This window comes from Acinetobacter sp. GRABPA_MV_2, assembly GCF_056725885.1.
Genome location: NZ_JBWZNA010000017.1, coordinates 39882 through 59805, shown reverse-complemented (window position 1 = coordinate 59805; position 19924 = coordinate 39882). Strand labels below are relative to the sequence as shown.

Here is a 19924-nt window from a genome sequence, read left to right as displayed (position 1 = left end):
GCCTCTCAGGGTCATGGCTTATATGGAACAACTATGGCATTAATCGTTCAAAAATATGGCGGTACTTCTATGGGTACCCCCGAGCGCATTTTAAATGTTGCTCGTCGTGTGAAGCGTTGGCATGATCACGGTCACAAGGTTGTTGTGGTCGTATCTGCAATGAGTGGTGAAACAAACCGCCTACTTGCTCTCGCTAAAGCCATTACCGAAACACCTGACCCACGTGAGTTAGACCAAATGGTTTCAACCGGTGAACAGGTGACGATTTCCATGTTAGCTATGGCACTTAATTCGATTGGTGTGGAAGCTAAATCCTATACCGGACGTCAAGTCGGTATTAAAACTGACAGTGCATTTACCAAAGCGCGTATCGAGTCTATTGATACAGATGTCATGACCAATGACCTAGATGCAGGCCGTGTTATTGTGGTTGCTGGTTTCCAAGGCTTTGATGCTAATGGAAATACGACAACACTAGGTCGAGGTGGTTCAGATACTTCTGGTGTTGCTCTTGCTGCTGCTTTAAAAGCTGACGAATGCCAGATTTACACTGATGTAGATGGTGTTTACACCACTGACCCTCGCGTTGCTCCTAAAGCCAAAAAAATCGACCGTATTTCTTTTGAAGAAATGCTAGAAATGGCATCATTAGGTTCTAAAGTTTTACAAATTCGCTCAGTAGAGTTTGCCGGGAAATATCAAGTTCCTTTACGTGTATTATCAAGCTTTGATAATGACGACGACGGCGTTTTTGACGACGAATTTAAAGAAAATGTTGGTACACTCATTACTACTGAGGCAGAAGATACTATGGAACAGCCAATTATTGCAGGTATTGCTTTTAACCGTGACGAAGCAAAATTAACGATTTTAGGTGTACCTGATGAACCAGGCATTGCTTCTAAAATCTTATCACCAGTAAGTGATGCCAATATCGAAGTCGATATGATAGTGCAAAATGTTGAAGAAGATGGCACAACAGATTTCACTTTCACTGTAAACCGTGTTGATTTAGCGAAAGCTGAAAAAATCTTAAACGAAACTGCTAAAAATATTGGCGCACGTGAAGTTTCAACACGTGATGATATCGTTAAAGTGTCTATCGTTGGTGTAGGTATGCGTTCACACGCAGGTGTAGCGAGCAAAATGTTCACTGCCCTTGCTGATGAAGGTATCAATATTCTTATGATTTCAACTTCTGAAATTAAAGTTTCTGTGATTATCGACGAGAAATATCTTGAACTTGCTGTTCGCTGCTTACATACCGCTTTTGGTTTGGATCGTGAACATGGTGAAAGCAGCGCTCGCGCTTAATTTTACCAACCGGTCAAGAATTCATTAAAAAATGTTTACTTGTCCGACAATAATCAAAGAAAACACAGAGCCGCTATAGTTTTTTTTATAGCGGCTCTGTTATATTAAACGGAAAGTTTTTTGGCAGAGATTATCAAAATATGACTTTGTTCTCATATTTCTGTTAGAATCTGACTGAAAACTGAGGTTGAGCTTTTTATTTGGGTACCAATATTGCAGTTTTAAGCGTTTAGCAAGGAGATAAACATGCTGATTCTGACCCGCCGTGTCGGGGAAACATTAATGATTGGGGATCAAGTCAGTGTTACTGTGCTTGGCGTCAAAGGAAACCAAGTTCGTATTGGTGTGAATGCACCAAAAGAGGTTTCTGTTCATCGCGAAGAAATTTATCAACGTATTCAACATGAACGTGCAATGCATGAACACCTTCAACATCTTGATCAAGATTATCAAGTTTCTTATGAAGATGATAATTATGCACAGAAAAACTTCAATCGTTAGTATGAAGTTGTTCTCTCCCTAATTAAAGCGACTTTATAGTCGCTTTAAATTTTTTAAGTGGTTGTATTTATAAACCTAACGCACGTTTAACAGGTGCATAACTACGACGATGCTGATCAATCACACCATGCACGGCAATCGCTTCAAAATGTGCTTTGGTTGGATATCCTTTATGTTTGGCAAAGCCAAATAACGGATATTGCTGATCTAATTCCGCCATTTGTCGATCTCGTGTCACTTTTGCCAAGATACTTGCTGCACTAATTTCAGCATGGCTTGCGTCCCCACCAACAATGGCTTCACAAGGAATAATAATTCCTTTAGGAATTTGATTACCATCGACAATCACTTTTTGAGGTTGAGTTTTTAAGCCATCAACAGCGCGCTGCATAGCCAAAAAAGTTGCCTGTAAAATATTTAGCTCATCAATTTCAGCATGTGTTGCTTCAGCAATTGACCAAGCTAAGGCTTTTTCTTGTATTTCAATAAACAACTTTTCACGTTTCTTTTCAGTTAATTTTTTAGAATCATTTAATCCTAAAATTGGATTATTCGGATCTAAAATAACGGCCGCTGCCACAACCGAACCTACTAAAGGCCCCCGTCCCGCCTCATCTACACCAGCAATAAACATCGACTCACTACCTTTAAATAAAAGAGGCTGATCAATATAATCAGCCTTCTTTAATACAAAATCATTAATTACTTTTGTAAAGCTTCTGCCACACAAGCATTTACAGTTTTAGAAACCACTTGGTTTACGATTGTAGCACGTGTATTTACATCAAGTGCAGCAGCCGCTAATTCTACAGCTGTCACACTGTTTGGAGCCTTTTCACTCACACAACCACATACATTTGTTTGAATGCTATCACGCTGCTCAGCAGTCATATATTTTGTTGCTGTTTTCCAAGCCGCAACATTATTAATCTCTGTAATACATTTTGCATTTACAGCAACCTTTAACGCAGCAACTCCCAATTGTTGAGTTGTAGTTTGTGCAGGAGCGCCCGTGTCAGTGCCTGTAGTCGTTGCACATGCTGTTAAAGCTAAAACAACTGGTGCTAGAGCAAGCATCAATTTTTTCATCATTTTTTCCTTTGATTGAACGTTGGCAGCGCGTATTGTGCCTAAACTCGACTTTAGAAGAAACAAATAATTTGATGCATTTATGCAAACTATTTTCACGGGTTAAACTCAACTCATCAAATGTTTCTTTTGGGGAAAAACGTTCTGTTTTTAGCACGCTCTGTTACATTTAAAACATTTCTCAAAATCTGTGCTTTCACCTAAAATCACGAATCAAAACGACAAAAAAAGGGTCTTTTATGCCTGCTGCTTCCTCTCAGTATTACACCCGTACCGCACAAATTTTGCATTGGGTGATGGCAATTATTTTCATCGTCGCATGGGTTATTGGCTTTTATAGTGGAAATTTTTTAAGCTATGACGTTGATGGCAGCTTTAAAGGTGATGTGATTACGTTGCACAAGAATATTGCAACCACAATTATCTTTTTGGTAATTATCCGGATTTTATGGCGCTATACCCATCCAGCTCCAAAACTACCTGACACCATGTCACCGATGATGAAAACTTTGGCACATGTTGGTCATCTACTCCTTTATGTGATTTTGGTTGCTTTACCTGTCACTGGTTGCTTGTTTAGTTGGAGTGCTGGTCACCCTGCCCCTGTTTTATATTTATTTGAAATTCCGCGTTTAGTGCAAGATAACCCAGAGCTTTTAGCTGTTGTTAAACCATTACATATTTATATTTCTTGGTTTGCCGGTTTTCTCATTGTTGGGCATGTACTTGCAGCTTTGAAACATCACTTTATTGATAAAGACAATATTTTAAATAGTATGACCAAACAACCTAAATAAACCTGATGTATAAAAAAACCGCCCGAGATAGGCGGTTTTTTTATTTAGATTTTTTGGATTTCTGCAATCCACTTTTGTTTCTCTTCATCTGAAATGAAAGAGGCTTCAAAAGAGTTAATTGCGAGTTGCTTCAACTCATCATTGTTTAAGTCTAATGCTTGCTGGATGGCAAAGAAATTATCATTCATATACCCACCGAAATATGAAGGATCATCTGAGTTAACCGTCACATGTACGCCTTTTTGTAAAAGACGGCGGATATTATGATCTTTCATATCCTTAACAACACATAGCTTTAAGTTACTTAAAGGACAAACTGTTAATGGCATTTTTTCATTAATTAAACGCGCCATTAATTGTTCGTCTTCTTCAGAACGCACACCATGATCAATACGATTCACTTTAAGTAGATCTAAAGCTTCCCATACATATTCAGGCGGGCCTTCTTCGCCAGCGTGTGCAACGATTAAGAAACCTTCTTCACGCGCCTTAGCAAAAACACGTTCAAATTTAGCTGGCGGATGCCCTACTTCACTTGAATCAAGGCCAACTGCAATAATGTCTTGTTTAAATGGTAAAGCCTGCTCAAGTGTTTCAAATGCAGCTTCTTCACTTAAATGACGTAAGAAACACATAATCAGTTGAGAGCTAATACCAAACTTAGCTTTGGCATCTGCACAAGCGCGTTTTAAACCATTAATCACTGTTGAGAATGCAATACCACGGTCAGTGTGGGTTTGCGGGTCAAAGAACATTTCTGTGTGAACGACATGATCTTCGGCACATTTCTCAAAATAAGCCCATGCTAAATCATAAAAGTCTTGTTCATGTACAAGAACATTCGCCCCAGCATAGTAAATATCTAAGAATGATTGAAGATTATGAAAGTTATAAGCTTGCTTTACTTCTTCAACAGATTTGTAAGGAATCTGAATCTGATTGCGCTGGGCAATTGCAAACATTAATTCAGGTTCGAAAGTCCCTTCAATATGTACATGCAATTCGGCTTTTGGTAAGGCGCGAATCAGCTCGACTTGATTCATATTAACTCCACGTCTAAAGAAAAAGGGTGTGGTCAAAATCACACCCTTTTATAATTTTCTTCTTATTGAAAACTATGTCTAAGATAGCTCAAGAAGAAAATTATAAAAAATCATATTAACCGCCAAACGCGATAAATTTAAATACCCAAAGTGCAGCAATAATCCATACCATGTACGGTACAGTTTTTGCCTTACCCGTGAATAATTTAACTAATGCATAGCTAATAAAGCCCATTGCAATACCATCAGCAATTGAATAGGTGAATGGCATAAATACAATGGTTAAAAATGCTGGAACAGCTTCAGTAATATCATCCCAATCAATGTGAGTGATCCCTTGGATCATCAATACACCAATAAACAATAAAGCTGGCGCCGTTGCAAAACCTGGTACAGATTGAGCGAGAGGTGCTAAAAATAAACAGCAGATAAATAAGACTGCAACTACAACAGCAGTTAAACCAGTACGTCCGCCTGCTGCCACACCTGAAGCTGATTCAATATATGGTGTAGTTGAAGATGTACCTAATGCGGCACCTGCAACGATTGCAGTAGAGTCTGCAAATAATGCTTTCTTCAAACGAGGTAATTTACCGTCTTGTAAAAGACCTGCACGGTGTGAAACACCAACCAAAGTACCAGTACTGTCAAACAAGTCGACAATAAAGAATACGAAAATGACGCCGACCATACTTGCAGTAAATAGACCTTCAAAGTCCATTTGCATGAATGTTGGTGCAATTGAAGGAATTTGACCCACTACACCCTTAAACTCATTTAAACCTAAAGCAGTAGCGATGGCCGTAACAACTAAAATACTAATAATGATTGCGCCACGAACTTTTAATTGGTGTAAAACCACAATCATTAAAAATCCGAATAACGCTAATAATACTGTAGGCTGTTTGATATCACCCAAACCAACTAAGGTCGCTTGGTTATCAACAATGATTCCAGCATTTTTTAGTGCAATCAGTGCTAGGAACAAACCAATACCACCACCGATTGCAAATTTAAGTGACATTGGAATCGCATTAACAATCGCTTCACGAATTTTAAAGAAGCTAATTGCAAGAAAGACAAGGCCTGAAACAAAAACAGCGGCTAAAGCTGTTTGCCATGGCACGCCCATTCCCATACAAACCGAATAGGTAAAGTAAGCGTTTAAACCCATACCAGGGGCCAGTGCGATTGGATAATTAGCAATGATCCCCATTACTAAACATCCGATTGCTGCTGCCAAACAGGTCGCAACGAATACGGCACCATGATCCATGCCGGTTTCAGATAAAATGAGTGGATTGACAATAATGATGTAACACATCGTTAGGAATGTAGTTACACCAGCAAGAACTTCAGTTCGGAAAGTGGTTTTATTGTCGCTTAGCTTAAATAAACGCTCTAACCAGCCTGCCGAAGAATTGGGCGCCGCCATAAGTAGCCTCTATGCAAAATCTGAACTGTGGAATATTTACGTCTATGTAGGTCTCTGAACAATATTGTTTTTCTGTTCAGTCCTATAAACAAGAATCTCAAATTTAAGAAGCAACAAATATGCCACTCATTTGGTTTCTAGCTGTATACGTAGAAAATAACCACAGCCCCTCTTGAAACACAAAAAAGCTGCATAACCCCTATGCAGCTTTTTTACTATACGTTCAATAAGTTTAACAGATTCAAGAGAAACATGATCAAAATTTATGAAAAGATATGACCAATGGCACTGTAAAAATTAGAAATTTATAGCTCAACATTGCTAAAAAATAATTTTTTTCTCGCCTATATATTGTTGCATATTATAAGAGGCTAGATTGCTATGATGAGCATGATTAGGATTTCGCTCGATACTTTGTAAATTTTTTTCAGCTTCTTGTATGATCCGCATTAGCTCTTGATGCCTTTTATTTTGAGTATCTAAATACACCCAATACCCTAATACAAAGACGATACCCACACACAACACTATTAATACTTTATTGATCATTATTATTATCTCTATGTTTTTAATGTTAATGATCTTAACAAAAAATTATAGCTTTGTGAATATTTTCACATTTATTTACAATAACACATTACCACTCAAGCAATTGAAAATAAATGTGATTTTTAAAATATTCATAAAATTACCAATAATTATTAAACTTTTCCATTGAAAAGTACCTTTATTTTATTAGAACTTATTTTAGTTATTTTTTAATATTATTTTTTTATCACATTTAATTATTAAGTTATTTTAAAGACAAGGTATAGACAAATGTGTATAGGGCTTAAAATTTCTTTTTTATTTACCGAGCTTCAAATGAAATAAAAAGGAGCTATTTTTGTTTATACAGTTTTCTTTAAAATTGTTTCTTTAGCTACTAATTTCCGTGTTTCTCCTCCAGCTTACAAAGAAAATTCTATTCTACGTAATCTTCATCTTATTTAAGAAATAGCTTTTATTACTATCTTTCGATTAGCAATATTACGTTCAAGTTTCATTGTTCCATAAATCACACCAAGCTTTCTATTTTCAGAGCTTTATTCCCATAAACGCTACGATAAAATGCACTCAGATAAAAAATTAAATGAGGAGAATACATCATGTTTGATATGCGTTTATCTCACGAGCGTGGTGCAGCACATCATGGTTGGTTACAATCAAAACATAGCTTTTCATTTGCTAACTATTGGGATCCTAAACAAGTCGGTTTTTCGGACCTCCTTGTAATTAACGATGATAACGTTGCTCCATCTAAAGGCTTTGGTACTCACCCTCACCGCAATATGGAAATTATTTCCTATGTGCTTGAAGGCGCATTAGAGCATAAAGACTCGATGGGTACAGGTTCTGTAATTGTACCAGGCGATATTCAGCTGATGAGTGCAGGTCGTGGTGTTGCTCATAGTGAATTTAACCATTCAGCTCAAGAAGGTGTTCATTTCTTGCAAATTTGGGTTGTTCCAAATGAAGTGAATACAGAGCCAGGCTATCAACAAGTTCATATTGATGAAGCAGACAAACGCGGTAAATTGCATTTGATCATCTCACCAAAAGGTGGTGAGAAAACTTTATCGATCAAACAAGACATTAATATTTACTCAGGTCTTTTTGATGGTGAAGAAACTGCTGAATTCGTAATTCCTGAGGGTCGTTATGTGTACCTACACGTTGCCAAAGGTCGTGTTGATGTAAATGGTAAAACTTTTAATACTGGCGACGCAGCACGTATTCGTGACGGTGGAAGCTTATCGTTTACCAATGGTGATAACGCCGAAATTTTGATTTTCGATATGCGTCCTGAAGAAGTTCCAACCATGCCATAATGCAACTAAGCCCTCACATAAACTTTATGTGAGGGCTTTTTATATCGTTTAGTCGACTTATGAAAATGCTATCTCTGCTCAATGCTCTTCTGAACGCGCCATCTCTGTGTTGATATAACTCATGATCATCGTGGTTAGTCCCTGTACCATTTCATCAAAACTAATATAAGGGTTTGGCAAAATAAGATGCCGTGCGACATTAAAAATTCCACTATTGATACATATATAGGTAATTACGGGTAAATTATTAATTTTTAGGTATTTGGGATTATGCATCATATATTTCATGATGACTTCCATTAAAGCCTGTTCAATTTTGGGAATGTATTTGTCGTACTGCAATTCCCCTGCATAGCGCAAAACAGTCAAATAGCGGTCATTATTTTTCTTTAATAAATCACTAAAAGTATAAAAAATCATTTCAATGACAGGCTCTAACTCCAACTGTAAAATCGTCGGTGTAAGCTCTGTAATCATGTCCAGAATTTCCCGAACAAAAAAGTGATTCATCGCATCATAAATTTCTTCTTTATTTTTAAAATATTCGTATAAAGACCCGACACTCACTCCTGCAATTTCTGCAATATGACGTGTCGTGGTTCCACTCGGTCCATGAAGTGCCACCGCAATAAAACCTGCTTCAATAATCGTGTCGACAGTGACTTTGGCTCGAGTTTGACGAGGTTTACGCGTAGTCATACGATCTAATCAATAATCCGAACATAAAGTCAGATTAGCATGTAATCTAACTCGGTAGAAATAAAAAAACAAAATCCGAATAGTTGTCAAACTTAATCAGAAAAACTGAGAAAAACAGATCTCAACTTATCAATCAATCGATGCTTTTATTTACTATTTTCCGAGATCAGGAATAAATTTAATTTGTTATATTTCAAAAATATAAATCAAATTTATTTAAAATTATTATTACAAAGAATGTCTATAAAATACTTTTATATATTTAAAAATTTACCCGAATTGAATCCGAACATAATGTCAGATTAATATGAAAAAATTAAAGAAGACTCTTTAAGCAGCTCTTTTGTCTGCCTCGGTTCTTCTTCCGTTATTCAGCCAAATAATCAAACAAATAACGGAGCAACAACACCGTAGTCAATACAGAGAATTATCTGTTTTTGAAAATGGAATTTTACAGTGCTTTGTTGATCATTGAGTTTATTAATTTTCATCAAAATGCACCACTACTTTGCTTCAGGGTGTCGCCATGATCTCGACCGCAGTTAAAAAATCATTCAACAAACTTAAATTTCAGCGTGAAATTGAGCTACCAGATTTTGCTAGCAAAAGCTCAATTCCAATCAGACATTTAAATATTGGTTTTGATGGTAAAGAAATTGATGTCAGATTCTATATGGACAATCAATTTGCTACTTTGTTTTTTGCCACACTTTCGGTGTTTTTAACTTACGGTGAAGATCTGGTTATTGAAACCGCTCGCCATCACCGTGAATTTATCAAAGATCCAATATTAAAGCAGCGAGTAACTTCGTTGATTGGCCAAGAAGCAATTCACTCAAAATTGCACAATGAATATAACGATGCCCTTCAAGATGCTGAATATCCTGTCGCTCTATATCGTTTTCTTGGCTCAAACTTCTTTAAATATGTTTTCTTAAAGTTTCCACAGCCACTCAAATTATCAATGATGGCGGGTATTGAGCATTTTACTGCGGTACTTGCAGAATACATGATGAAGCATGAAAAGAACTTCTATTATTCAAATGACGAAAAAAGCCGCGCACTTTGGATGTGGCATATGCTTGAAGAATCTGAGCATAAAGATATTGCCTATGATGTCTATCAACTGTTAAATGGTAGTTATGCACTACGTGCGTCTGGTTTCTTCCTCGCGCTATTTACCATTTTAGGTTTAATCCCTGCGACTACATTATTTGTCCCTGTTTTAAGAAAGCCACAAGAGATGCTGACCTTGAAATTCTGGAAGGACGCTCGTCGTGGTGTAGGCTTAATCTTTGGTCCAAAAGACGGAGTTTTCGGCAGTACGATTTGTCAAATTCTTGACTACTTACGCCCAGACTTTCATCCAAATGATCATGATACGACTGAATATCTTGAGTATTACAAAAAGAAATTGCTGACAGAAGGCGGCGCAATTGCTCCTTACTTTGTTAAAGAATTTACCCCACCCGTACGCATGTCTTAATCGTCCTGCATTTCCAGCTATCGAATAGGTAGCTGGTATCTCTTCAAGCTATTTATGGATGAATCATGATTTTATTTGGCAAAAAGAAAGTTAAACCAAGCCAAAAAGCTTATGCCGTAGTGACGGGTGCAGGCAGTGGGATTGGTCGAAGTTTTGCAATTGAACTTGCGAAACGTGGTGGTAGCGTAGTGTGTGCAGATATTAATCTCGAAGCTGCTGAAGGAACAGTAAAATTTCTTGAACAAGAAGGCGGAAAAGCTTTTGCTATGCGTTGTGATGTGGGTAATGCTGAACAAGTGAACCATCTCGCTGAAACTGCTGAAATTTTGCTTGGGCACCCTGTAACTCTTGTCATTAATAATGCTGGTGTGGGTTTGGGTGGCAAGTTTGACGAGCTAACCCTAGAAGACTGGAACTGGGTCATGAATATTAACCTTTGGGGTGTTATTCATGGTTGTCATGCATTTGTTCCCAAGTTTAAAAAGTTAGGTTACGGCGCGATTATTAATGTGGCATCTGCGGCATCTTACACGGCTGCACCAGAAATGACTGCTTATAACGTGACTAAAGCGGGTGTGCGTGCGCTTTCAGAAACGCTTTCTGCCGAACTGCGTAAGTTTAATATTAAAGTGAATGTGCTCTGCCCGACGCTGGTACCCACCAATATCATTAAAAATGGTCGAATTCCAGGACGTTATTCAAAGCTTGCAGACCATGCACTGATGAACTATGCGCTCACCACAAGTGACGATGTTGCAAGATTAACCCTTAATCGCCTTGATCAGGATGAGATGTATACCATTCCTCAAATTGATGCGAAGTTATTCTGGCTCATGAAACGTGCATCCCCAAGCTTGTATACCAAGTTCCTTGGTACATCGTACAAATTATTTAAATAAGAAATTTATAGGTAGTACACATATGACTGCTCAAATGAAAACAAATGCATCAGCAAAAAAAGCTGTCAAATCACCAAGCCATATTTTCGATACTTTTATTGTGGGTGCGGGCATTTCAGGGATCGCTGCTGCCATTCGCCTAGATCAAGTTGGTTATACCAATTATAAAATTATTGAAAAAGCTAGTCGTGTTGGTGGAACATGGCGTGAAAACACCTACCCAGGCTGTGGCTGCGATGTACCTTCTGCTCTTTATTCTTACTCATTTGCACCAAGTGCAAAATGGAGCCATTTATTTGCGCGCCAACCAGAAATCTTGAGTTATCTGGAAGATGTGAGTAACGAATTTAATGTTACTTCTAAAATCGAGTTTAACAACGAGTTGCTTAACGCAGCGTGGGATGACTCACGGCATGTGTGGGTGCTTGATACCACTACTGGGCAATATTTGTCTAAAACGGTTATTTTTGCCACAGGTCCAATTACCGAAGCTCAAATTCCACGTCTTGAAGGCTTAGAAACATTTAAAGGCGAAATGTTCCATTCAGCGAAATGGAATCATGATTATGACCTCACAGGTAAACGCATTGCCGTGATTGGTACTGGTGCATCTGCTATTCAGTTTGTGCCACAAATCCAACCAAAAGCGAAAGAACTGTTTGTGTTCCAACGTACAGCACCTTGGGTATTACCAAAACCAGATACAGACTTGGGAGAGTTTAGTAAATCAGTCATTGCGAAATATCCAGCTATTCAGGCGAGCTGGCGTAAAAGTGTCGCGTTAACGCTGAATGCAATTAACTTTGGTTTACGTAATCCACTTGCGCTCAAACCAGTAAATGTGCTCGGCAAGCAATTACTTAAATTGCAAATTAATGACCCAGTGCTACGTAAAAACGTAACGCCGAACTTTGATATTGGCTGTAAACGTATCTTGTTTGCTAACAACTATTACCCTGCTCTACAAGCACCGAATACCACACTTATTCCACATGGTTTAGTGAAAGTAGAAGGCAATACGGTGGTTGCTGCCAATGGTGAACGCCACGAAGTTGATGTGATTATTTGGGGTACAGGCTTTGAAGTATCTCACCCACCAATCGGTAAACGTGTGTTTAATGAAAAAGGACAACGTTTAAATGATTTATGGAAAAACACTTCACCAGAGGCTTACTTAGGAACCAATATTGAGAATGTACCGAATGCATTTTTAGTTTTGGGTCCAAACGTATTGGTCTATGATTCTTTCATTGGGTTAGCAGAAGCACAACTCGACTATATCGTAGATGGCTTATTGAAAATTAAACACAAAGGAATTAGCAAGTTAAATGTTAAATCTGATGTGATTAAAAAGCACAATGACTTGGTTCAAAAACACCTGCAAACAACTGTATTTAATAGTGGCGGATGTAAGAGTTATTACCTTGATGCCAACGGTCGTAACTTTGCCGCATGGCCTTGGTCATTGAAAAAACTTAAACAGCGTTTGAAAAAAGTAGATTTGAAAGATTATGAAGTGACGTATCAAACGACAAAAACTCACTAATTTGTAATTTCGATCAAATCCGTTGTAAGAAAGAGGCAGTGTATTTTAAGTTTTCATGAAATACACTGCCTTCTTCGTTGAATATCTTCAAGAAATAAAAAAACAGGATAAAGATGAAAGAAGGTCAATCTAGTCGTACTGCTGAAGCCGCTGCTGCATTACGAGCCAATCATTTTCAAAATACACAGAACCCTGTATTTTCAGACCCTTATGCTTTTGAACTAACGAGTAAAGGCTGGAAAAAACTTCTATCTAACACACTGATTGTTAAACTCATGAATTCTGCGGTGTTAAACCGCACTTTAGGTTTACTTACTGGGCAAGTGGTCGGGCGCTCCCGTTATGCCGAAGATTTACTTGATCTAGCAGTTCAACAGAACACTGAACAATATGTATTAGTGGGTGCTGGCCTAGACTCTTTTGTACTACGTGAATCACACCATTACCCTACTTTGAAAATTTTTGAAGTTGATCATCCTGATACTCAAGCGGCCAAACAAGCCAAACTAAAAAAGCTAGGTAATATTCCTGCTACCGTTGAATTTGTTGCGATTAACTTTGAGAAAGAGTCTATTTCAGAAGCTCTCACCAGAAGTATCTATGATTCATCTGCTCCTGCATTTTTTTCATGGTTAGGCACAACGCACTATTTAAACCCGCAAACGACCTTGCAAACCTTAAAAAGTATTGCTGAATTTGCTGCAAACGGTAGCGAAGTGGTACTCGACTATTCGACCGATTTTCAGGAATTAAACGGTATTGAGCGACTTGGAAGTATGGGGGTTGCGCAGTTTACCCATTTGTTGAAAGAGCCTTTATTAGGTCAATTTAAATCAATAGACTTACATCATGCAGTGGAGCAGATGGGATTTGAAGTAGTCGAAGATCTTTCAGGTGAAGCCATTACTGAACGATATTTTAATGGAAGGATTGATGAAATTCGCCACACATCAGCAACGCGTTTGCTGCATTTGCGTTTAAAGAAATAAAGATAATTTGATTATTGGTTGTTAAGCCGCATGGCATGAGGTGTTTTCCCATGCCATCTTTTATAAGCATGAATAAAACTGGCAGGTTCTGCATAACCTAACCACTCGGCAATCTGCTCAACCGAAACTTTTGGTAATGCCAAATATTGCTCAGCTAAAACCTGTCTAACTTCTTCACGAATTTGAATAAAAGTCATTCCCTCTAATGCCAAATGACGGCGTAGGGTCCGCGCATTTAAATGCAATCGGTCAGCGACTATTTCCATAGAAGGCATTTCCCCTCGCACATTCATAAGTTGCTGTTGCACTAAGGTTGTAAATTTATTTTGTGATTGGCGTTTCTCTAATATTTGTCGGCACTGTTCTTCAGCTGTATGTAAAACCAATTCATTTGCCATAAGCAACTTTTGGTCTACTTTTTGCGGATCCAGAATTACAAAGCTTTTAGCTACACCAAATTCTGGCATCACGCCAAATAAGTCCTGATAAGGCTCGGCATCACCTTTGAGTTGGAAAGAAAAAGCCAAATACTGGCAAAAATTGTCTTGCACCAAATCTCGCTGTACCGTAATGAGTGCAGCGGCATCGCGTTCAATAATGAATTGACGTACTGAAGATGGAATATCTTGCTCATCAATTTCAATGCGAATTCCCTGGGATGTATCCGACACATCAAAGCGGGTAAAAGCAAAGGTTAAGGTAAAATAGGTCAAGGCCAAATCTAATGCTTCGCGAATGCTCGCACTACTCATCAGAGCCATGCCTAATGGCCCAAATGTGGTGAAATGATAGCGTGTGCCGACCTCTAAGCCTAATGTGGGTCTGTCTCCTAGTTGCTCAACCAAGTTATGAATCAACTGTAATTCCTGATGGCCTGTCACCACCATATTAGGGTCAAGTAATTGTTGTTGGCTAAGCCCAGTCCCTTGCAAAATTGTCTGATAAGAGATGCCTGATTCCATCGCGAAATCAGCCATTAACCGAACACTATGTACACTGCGTTCAAATGCCCATGCATACTTCACTGTATTGCTCAGAATGTCCTCGAATCACAATATTTTGTCCTCATCCATCCTCTAAATCAAGTTAATAAACGTCTATTCTGCAGACAGGAAATTGCGATTTTTTCGCTCACTGTTTTTAAGGATTTAGAGCAGCCCATGTTTAATTCGTCGTCTAATTCAAATAAAAATGTACGCATCGCCATTATTGGCACTGGTTTTGGTGGTCTAGGACTTGCCATTCGTCTCAAACAAGCAGGTTTTGAACAATTTACTCTATTTGAAAAGGCTGCTGATGTCGGTGGTGTCTGGCGTGACAATACTTATCCGGGTGCTGCATGTGATGTGCCTTCTCATCTATATTCCTTTTCTTTTGAGCAAGAGCTAGGCTGGAAAAATCGCTACGGAACATCTCAAGAGATTTATCAATATTTACGCCACTGTGCCGATAAATATGACATTCGTCCACATGTTCAATTTAATACTGAAATTGCCAGTGCTGAATTTGATGCACTGCAAGGTGTATGGCACATTCAAAGTACGACTGGTGAACAGTTTGAAGCTGAGTTTCTAGTCGGTGCGGTAGGCCAACTCAACCGCCCTGCTTATCCAAAACTTAAAGGTATTGAAAACTTTAAGGGTAAGGCATTTCACTCAGCGCGTTGGGACCATGATTATGATTTAACTGGCAAACGTGTTGCAGTAATCGGTACAGGTGCAAGTGCAATTCAGTTCGTCCCTGAAATTGCAAAACAAGTAGCACATCTAGACGTTTATCAACGTTCGGCACCTTACGTGATTCCTAAACCAGATCGGGTTTACCAGCCTTTAGAGAAAAAAGCTTTCCGCAAACTACCGATTTTGCAAAGTCTAGACCGTGCTTTGCAATATGGACATCATGAAATTCGCCTACTTGCTTTTACAACTTCTTTAAATGAAATGCCTTTGGTGGAATATTTATTTCAGCGTCACATCCGTAAAGTCGTTAAAGATGGGAAGCTGCGCCACCGCTTAATGCCGGATTATCCAATTGGTTGTAAACGTATTCTAATTTCTAACCACTGGTATCAAACACTGACTCAGCCTCATGTCGATGTGATTAATACGGGCATTCAAGAAATTACTGAAAATGGAATTTTAGATACGGAAGGAAATCTGCGTGAAGTCGATACCATTATTTATGGTACGGGCTTTGCCGCAACAGAATTTATGGCGCCAATGCAGATTACAGGTCTTGATGGTCGTACCTTAAAAGACACATGGAAAGATGGTGCAGAAGCATACCTTGGCTTAACTGTAAGCGGCTTTCCAAACTTCTTTATGCTCTATGGACCAAATACCAACCTTGGTCACAACTCAATTGTGTATATGATTGAAAGCCAAGTGAATTATATTTTAGATGCCATTCAAACAACTCTAAAAAACAAACTTCTGTTCACCAATGTTCGTGCAGAAGTTCAACATGAGTTTAATCAAAGCATTCAAGAAAAAATGAAAAAAACTGTCTGGGCTCAAGGTTGTACCAGTTGGTATCAAACTGCTGAGGGTAAAAATACCAATAACTGGCCAGGTTTTACTCTTGAATATCGTCAACGTACTCGTCGCTTCGATGTTGAAAACTACACTCAGGTTTCGGCTATTTCTTAAACAAGCTTCACCATAGGAAATGAGAAAAATAAACGGAGAATTTTATGAAGTCTTTTAAAAATAAAGTCGCAGCTGTGACAGGTGCGGGTTCTGGTATTGGACAAGCACTTGCCATTGCATTAGCCAAACAAGGTTGCCATCTGGCACTTTCTGACATTAGTGAAGTCGGATTAGCTAAAACAGTCGAGCTTTTGGCACCTTATTCTGTCAAAGTCACCACTCAAAAAGTTGATGTAGCTAAGCGTGATGAAGTTGCCACTTGGGCAAAGGCAGTAGTAGATGAACATGGCCAAGTTAATCTGATTTTTAATAATGCTGGTGTCGCAATTGGTAGTACGGCTGAAGGTGTGAGCTATGAAGACCTTGAATGGCTGATTGGTATTAATTTTTGGGGCGTGGTTTATGGCACCAAAGAGTTTTTGCCTTACTTAAAGGAAAGTGGTGATGGGCATATTATTAATATTTCTAGTATGTTTGGCTTAACAGCTCAACCGACCCAAAGTGCTTATAACGCCAGTAAATTTGCTGTTCGTGGCTTTACTGAATCATTACGCCAAGAACTTGATATGCAAAATGCTGGTGTGAGCGCGACTTGTGTGCATCCGGGTGGTATTCGCACCAATATTGCCAAAGCTGCCCGCATGAATAATAGCGTCCAGTCTTTGGGAATGGACCCTCTAAAAAGTCAGGATGCTTTCGATAAATTACTTCGCACCCCTGCTGATGATGCAGCTCAACAAATTTTGGAAGCTGTTCGCAAGAATCGTCGCCGTTTACTTATTGGAGCCGATGCAAAAGCCGTTGATGTGATTCAGCGTATTCTTCCACAGGGTTACCAAAAGATCTTTGCAGCCGCGACTGCTTGGCAAACTCGCCTACTCAACAAATCAGCAAAATAAAAATAGTGGTCAGCATGCTCTTAATCTTAAGAGATGCTGATTAATCTAACATGCTTAGTATGAGTCCTTATTATGAAGCAGCTTCTTGCATGGACCATCCGTACCACACTACGTCCAGCTTTATCCCCTAAAACACCACTAAGGCTACAACGTTTTTGTAGTGATGCAGCCAGTGCTATTGTGCTTGGGCCTCGTGGTTATCAAACAAAAAAGCAAATAATTGCTCAAGTTCCTACACTTCATATCCTGCCTAGGTCTATTAAGTCAGGTCTCGGTATTTTGTATTTACATGGTGGTGGCTATGTCGTGGGCAGTAGCAAAAGCCACGCTAAGCTTGCTGCTCAAATCGGACATGCAGCTCAAGCACAAGTCTGGTTACCTGAATATCGCCTAGCCCCAGAACACCCAAGCCCTGCTGCTATTGAAGATGTAGTTGCAGTCTATAAAGCTTTACTTGTCCAAGGACAAGACCCGAAAAAAATTGTAATCGCTGGGGATTCTGCTGGCGGCGGACTGAGTTTGAGTACTGCAATTGCGATACGGGATGCAGGGTTACCGTTACCAGCAGCATTAGTTTTACTTTCACCTTGGGTTGACTTAAGCCTCTCTGGAAGCACAATAAAAACTCATGCTGCTCAAGATGCGATGTTGTCAGAGGACTGGTTAGCTTGGTGTGCAAAAAACTATTGCGGCCAAAAATCGGCAACCGATCCAACCTGTTCCCCACTCTATGCCGACTTAACTGGATTACCTCATATTCTAATTCATGTCGGTACCGAAGAGGTCTTATTAGACGATGCAAAACGTCTCACTAAACAAACCGAAAAGTACGGTATTCGGACGAACTTGAAGGTTTATGACCGAGTCGGGCATGTTTTTCAGTTCCACGCGGGTATACTAAATGAATCTAATGACTCGATTGAGCGCATTGGGCAATTCATTGATAAACATACACAGTCAATATAAAAATATCGCCAGAGAGGAGTCCTCGGCATGACAACAAACAATTATGACTATGATTACCTCATTATTGGTTCAGGCTTTGGTGGTAGTGTTTCTGCCTGCCGTCTAACCGAAAAAGGCTACTCTGTTGCTGTAATGGAAATGGGGCGACGCTGGGAAGCTAAAGATTTTGCTAAAAATAACTGGAATACCCGCCGTTGGATTTGGCGCCCGGGCATGAAACTTTTTGGTTATTTCAACATGCGTTTTTTTCGCCATGTCACCATTATTTGCGGTAATGCTGTAGGTGGCGGTTCAATCACCTACGCCAATACCCTACTTGTTCCACCTGAACATATTTGGGATGAAGGCACGTGGGCAGATGCAGCGGACTGGAAAAATGAAATGCCACAGCACTATGCTGAAGCTGAACGTATGCTTGGGGTGACGGATAATAAAATTTTCGGTCCTGCCGACCACATGCTCAAAAAAATGGGCGATGCAGTTGGGGTTGGACATACGTTTAAACCGACGCGCGTTGCAACTTTCTTTCCCCCCGAAGGTGAACAAGGTGGCAAGACCTACCCTGACCCGTACTTTAACGGCGAAGGTCCAGACCGCGGAACTTGTACGGCATGTGGTGGCTGTATGACAGGTTGCAAACACAACGCAAAAAATACATTAGATAAAAACTATTTGTATTTTGCCGAAAAAAATGGTGCCAAGGTTTACGAAGAAACCAAAGTTGTTGATGTTAAACCACTTAATGGTAAAGCCGATGGCAGCGATGGCTATGAAGTTACGACTGAATGTTCAAGCTCATGGTTTAACAAACAACGCCGTACATGGCGTGTTCGTAATGTGATTTTCTCAGCATCTTCTTTGGGAACCCAAGAAATGCTGTTCCGTTTAAAACAATCAGGTTCTCTGCCAAATATTTCTGATGATTTGGGTAATCGGGTACGTACTAATGCCGAGTCGATTTTAGGTGTTCGCTTTTTTGGTAAAGATGTCGACATGAGTAAAGGTGTGGCCATTGGTTCAAGTATTTACATTGACCATGACACCCACATTGAAGCAACACGTTACCAAACTGGTTCAGATGCCATGGGTCTTATGTGTACTTATATGGCGAAAGGTAAACCGGGTTGGACGCGTATCTTCTTTTGGTTATGGGCACTTATTTGCCATCCATTTATTTTCCTTCGCATGAGTAATCCGGTCAGTTTTGCACGTCAGACTTTAATTTTCTTGGTGATGCAAACAGCTGATGCCTCAATTAATATGCGCTTGAAACGTAATTGGTTCTGGCCTTTTGGTAAGGTGTTATCGAGCGAAGGTAAAAAGCTACCTGTGTATATTCCGCAGGCCAATGCTTTTACCGAAAAAGTTGCCAAAATGTTTAATGGCCACCCCATGACGACTATTACCGAAATTTTGTTTAACGTACCTTTTACAGCCCACTGTATGGGTGGTTGTGCAATTGCTTCAAGCCCAGAGCGCGGCGTGGTAGATGGACAAAACCGCGTGTTTAACTATAAAAACTTATATGTTGTAGATGGTTCAATGTTAGGTGCAAATTTGGGCGTTAACCCAAGTCTCACCATTACAGCTCTTGCAGAACGCGCAATGTCTTATATTCCGGCTAAACATACTTTGGGTGAGCAGCAAGATGATCAAACAGTGACAGAATCTTTAGAGATCACTAAAGCTTCTGCCTAAAATAGAAATTTGTTTTATAAAAAAAGCCTATTTAAAAATAGGCT

The 19924-nt window shown here is 39.3% G+C and carries 19 protein-coding genes; 12 read left to right on the top strand and 7 right to left on the bottom strand.

All coding sequences use genetic code 11. The features are described 5' to 3' along the window. Nucleotides 1–33 precede the first annotated feature (33 nt). Together ACXM0J_RS14410 and csrA are read left to right on the top strand one after the other, a co-directional pair. Nucleotides 34–1314, top strand: coding sequence for an aspartate kinase (locus ACXM0J_RS14410; RefSeq protein ID WP_002115333.1), 1281 nt, complete (start codon nucleotides 34–36; stop codon nucleotides 1312–1314). A gap of 246 nt (nucleotides 1315–1560) precedes the next feature. Next, complete coding sequence (gene csrA / locus ACXM0J_RS14405) at nucleotides 1561–1815, top strand: carbon storage regulator CsrA (protein WP_000906487.1); 255 nt, start codon at nucleotides 1561–1563, stop codon at nucleotides 1813–1815. Between the two features lie 67 nt (nucleotides 1816–1882). Here the strand turns inward: csrA and rnhB are convergent, their stop codons facing one another. Both rnhB and ACXM0J_RS14395 read right to left on the bottom strand, forming a co-directional pair. Beyond that, nucleotides 1883–2449: a ribonuclease HII gene (gene rnhB, locus ACXM0J_RS14400; protein WP_002163155.1), complete on the bottom strand. Its 567-nt coding sequence runs from the start codon at nucleotides 2447–2449 to the stop codon at nucleotides 1883–1885. 68 nt (nucleotides 2450–2517) lie between these two features. Beyond that, complete coding sequence (locus tag ACXM0J_RS14395; RefSeq protein ID WP_078220413.1) at nucleotides 2518–2904, bottom strand: hypothetical protein; 387 nt, start codon at nucleotides 2902–2904, stop codon at nucleotides 2518–2520. 239 nt (nucleotides 2905–3143) lie between these two features. Here ACXM0J_RS14395 and ACXM0J_RS14390 point away from each other — a divergent pair, with 239 nt between their 5' ends. Continuing rightward, the gene (locus ACXM0J_RS14390; protein ID WP_078220412.1) at nucleotides 3144–3701 is read left to right on the top strand and encodes a cytochrome b; all 558 of its coding nucleotides are present in this window, start codon (nucleotides 3144–3146) and stop codon (nucleotides 3699–3701) included. A gap of 44 nt (nucleotides 3702–3745) precedes the next feature. On the opposite strand, the gene ACXM0J_RS14385 is transcribed toward ACXM0J_RS14390, so the two are convergent. From ACXM0J_RS14385 to ACXM0J_RS14375, 3 genes are all read right to left on the bottom strand, one after another. Next, nucleotides 3746–4744, bottom strand: coding sequence for an adenosine deaminase (locus ACXM0J_RS14385; protein WP_086264397.1), 999 nt, complete (start codon nucleotides 4742–4744; stop codon nucleotides 3746–3748). Between the two features lie 115 nt (nucleotides 4745–4859). Continuing rightward, a complete protein-coding gene (locus tag ACXM0J_RS14380; protein ID WP_005070381.1) occupies nucleotides 4860–6179 on the bottom strand; it encodes an NCS2 family permease in 1320 nt (439 codons plus the stop codon). Nucleotides 6180–6500: 321 nt separating this feature from the next. Next, on the bottom strand, nucleotides 6501–6728 hold the full coding sequence (locus ACXM0J_RS14375) for a hypothetical protein (protein ID WP_171545296.1): 228 nt from the start codon (nucleotides 6726–6728) through the stop codon (nucleotides 6501–6503). 599 nt (nucleotides 6729–7327) lie between these two features. Between ACXM0J_RS14375 and ACXM0J_RS14370 the strand changes: the two genes are divergently transcribed. Next, nucleotides 7328–8050, top strand: a complete 723-nt coding sequence (locus ACXM0J_RS14370; protein ID WP_005070386.1) for a pirin family protein — start codon at nucleotides 7328–7330, stop codon at nucleotides 8048–8050. Between the two features lie 78 nt (nucleotides 8051–8128). On the opposite strand, the gene ACXM0J_RS14365 is transcribed toward ACXM0J_RS14370, so the two are convergent. Then, complete coding sequence (locus ACXM0J_RS14365) at nucleotides 8129–8749, bottom strand: TetR/AcrR family transcriptional regulator (RefSeq protein ID WP_002163161.1); 621 nt, start codon at nucleotides 8747–8749, stop codon at nucleotides 8129–8131. A 526-nt stretch (nucleotides 8750–9275) separates the two neighbouring features. Here ACXM0J_RS14365 and ACXM0J_RS14360 point away from each other — a divergent pair. The 4 genes from ACXM0J_RS14360 to ACXM0J_RS14345 all read left to right on the top strand — a co-directional run bounded on the left by ACXM0J_RS14360 (nucleotide 9276) and on the right by ACXM0J_RS14345 (nucleotide 13669). Then, a complete protein-coding gene (locus ACXM0J_RS14360) occupies nucleotides 9276–10235 on the top strand; it encodes a metal-dependent hydrolase (RefSeq protein WP_086264396.1) in 960 nt (319 codons plus the stop codon). A 65-nt stretch (nucleotides 10236–10300) separates the two neighbouring features. Next, nucleotides 10301–11134 carry an SDR family NAD(P)-dependent oxidoreductase gene (locus ACXM0J_RS14355; RefSeq protein ID WP_086264395.1) on the top strand — a complete coding sequence of 278 codons (834 nt, stop codon included), beginning with the start codon at nucleotides 10301–10303 and terminating at the stop codon, nucleotides 11132–11134. A gap of 22 nt (nucleotides 11135–11156) precedes the next feature. After that, nucleotides 11157–12680 carry a flavin-containing monooxygenase gene (locus tag ACXM0J_RS14350; RefSeq protein WP_086264394.1) on the top strand — a complete coding sequence of 508 codons (1524 nt, stop codon included), beginning with the start codon at nucleotides 11157–11159 and terminating at the stop codon, nucleotides 12678–12680. A gap of 113 nt (nucleotides 12681–12793) precedes the next feature. Next, nucleotides 12794–13669, top strand: coding sequence for a class I SAM-dependent methyltransferase (locus ACXM0J_RS14345; RefSeq protein ID WP_086264393.1), 876 nt, complete (start codon nucleotides 12794–12796; stop codon nucleotides 13667–13669). Nucleotides 13670–13680: 11 nt separating this feature from the next. Here ACXM0J_RS14345 and ACXM0J_RS14340 read toward each other — a convergent pair whose 3' ends face one another. Continuing rightward, nucleotides 13681–14694: an AraC family transcriptional regulator gene (locus tag ACXM0J_RS14340; protein ID WP_086264392.1), complete on the bottom strand. Its 1014-nt coding sequence runs from the start codon at nucleotides 14692–14694 to the stop codon at nucleotides 13681–13683. Between the two features lie 135 nt (nucleotides 14695–14829). Here ACXM0J_RS14340 and ACXM0J_RS14335 point away from each other — a divergent pair, with 135 nt between their 5' ends. From ACXM0J_RS14335 to ACXM0J_RS14320, 4 genes are all read left to right on the top strand, one after another. After that, a complete protein-coding gene (locus tag ACXM0J_RS14335) occupies nucleotides 14830–16317 on the top strand; it encodes a flavin-containing monooxygenase (protein WP_086264391.1) in 1488 nt (495 codons plus the stop codon). Nucleotides 16318–16361: 44 nt separating this feature from the next. Continuing rightward, complete coding sequence (locus ACXM0J_RS14330) at nucleotides 16362–17216, top strand: SDR family NAD(P)-dependent oxidoreductase (protein WP_086264390.1); 855 nt, start codon at nucleotides 16362–16364, stop codon at nucleotides 17214–17216. Between the two features lie 72 nt (nucleotides 17217–17288). Beyond that, nucleotides 17289–18182, top strand: coding sequence for an alpha/beta hydrolase (locus tag ACXM0J_RS14325; protein ID WP_086264389.1), 894 nt, complete (start codon nucleotides 17289–17291; stop codon nucleotides 18180–18182). A gap of 27 nt (nucleotides 18183–18209) precedes the next feature. Next, on the top strand, nucleotides 18210–19880 hold the full coding sequence (locus ACXM0J_RS14320; protein ID WP_086264388.1) for a GMC family oxidoreductase: 1671 nt from the start codon (nucleotides 18210–18212) through the stop codon (nucleotides 19878–19880). Nucleotides 19881–19924 lie beyond the last annotated feature (44 nt).

Bases quoted from the DNA above. Each gene is read 5' to 3' on its own strand.
- ACXM0J_RS14365 (WP_002163161.1), bottom strand. From the start codon at position 8,749: ATGACTACGCGTAAACCTCGTCAAACTCGAGCCAAAGTCACTGTCGAC.
- ACXM0J_RS14385 (WP_086264397.1), bottom strand. From the start codon at position 4,744: ATGAATCAAGTCGAGCTGATTCGCGCCTTACCAAAAGCCGAATTGCAT.
- csrA (WP_000906487.1), top strand. From the start codon at position 1,561: ATGCTGATTCTGACCCGCCGTGTCGGGGAAACATTAATGATTGGGGAT.
- ACXM0J_RS14375 (WP_171545296.1), bottom strand. From the start codon at position 6,728: ATGATCAATAAAGTATTAATAGTGTTGTGTGTGGGTATCGTCTTTGTA.
- ACXM0J_RS14380 (WP_005070381.1), bottom strand. From the start codon at position 6,179: ATGGCGGCGCCCAATTCTTCGGCAGGCTGGTTAGAGCGTTTATTTAAG.
- ACXM0J_RS14390 (WP_078220412.1), top strand. From the start codon at position 3,144: ATGCCTGCTGCTTCCTCTCAGTATTACACCCGTACCGCACAAATTTTG.
- ACXM0J_RS14325 (WP_086264389.1), top strand. From the start codon at position 17,289: ATGAAGCAGCTTCTTGCATGGACCATCCGTACCACACTACGTCCAGCT.
- ACXM0J_RS14360 (WP_086264396.1), top strand. From the start codon at position 9,276: ATGATCTCGACCGCAGTTAAAAAATCATTCAACAAACTTAAATTTCAG.
- ACXM0J_RS14395 (WP_078220413.1), bottom strand. From the start codon at position 2,904: ATGAAAAAATTGATGCTTGCTCTAGCACCAGTTGTTTTAGCTTTAACA.
- ACXM0J_RS14320 (WP_086264388.1), top strand. From the start codon at position 18,210: ATGACAACAAACAATTATGACTATGATTACCTCATTATTGGTTCAGGC.
- ACXM0J_RS14335 (WP_086264391.1), top strand. From the start codon at position 14,830: ATGTTTAATTCGTCGTCTAATTCAAATAAAAATGTACGCATCGCCATT.
- ACXM0J_RS14355 (WP_086264395.1), top strand. From the start codon at position 10,301: ATGATTTTATTTGGCAAAAAGAAAGTTAAACCAAGCCAAAAAGCTTAT.
- ACXM0J_RS14370 (WP_005070386.1), top strand. From the start codon at position 7,328: ATGTTTGATATGCGTTTATCTCACGAGCGTGGTGCAGCACATCATGGT.
- ACXM0J_RS14345 (WP_086264393.1), top strand. From the start codon at position 12,794: ATGAAAGAAGGTCAATCTAGTCGTACTGCTGAAGCCGCTGCTGCATTA.
- ACXM0J_RS14350 (WP_086264394.1), top strand. From the start codon at position 11,157: ATGACTGCTCAAATGAAAACAAATGCATCAGCAAAAAAAGCTGTCAAA.
- rnhB (WP_002163155.1), bottom strand. From the start codon at position 2,449: ATGTTTATTGCTGGTGTAGATGAGGCGGGACGGGGGCCTTTAGTAGGT.
- ACXM0J_RS14330 (WP_086264390.1), top strand. From the start codon at position 16,362: ATGAAGTCTTTTAAAAATAAAGTCGCAGCTGTGACAGGTGCGGGTTCT.
- ACXM0J_RS14410 (WP_002115333.1), top strand. From the start codon at position 34: ATGGCATTAATCGTTCAAAAATATGGCGGTACTTCTATGGGTACCCCC.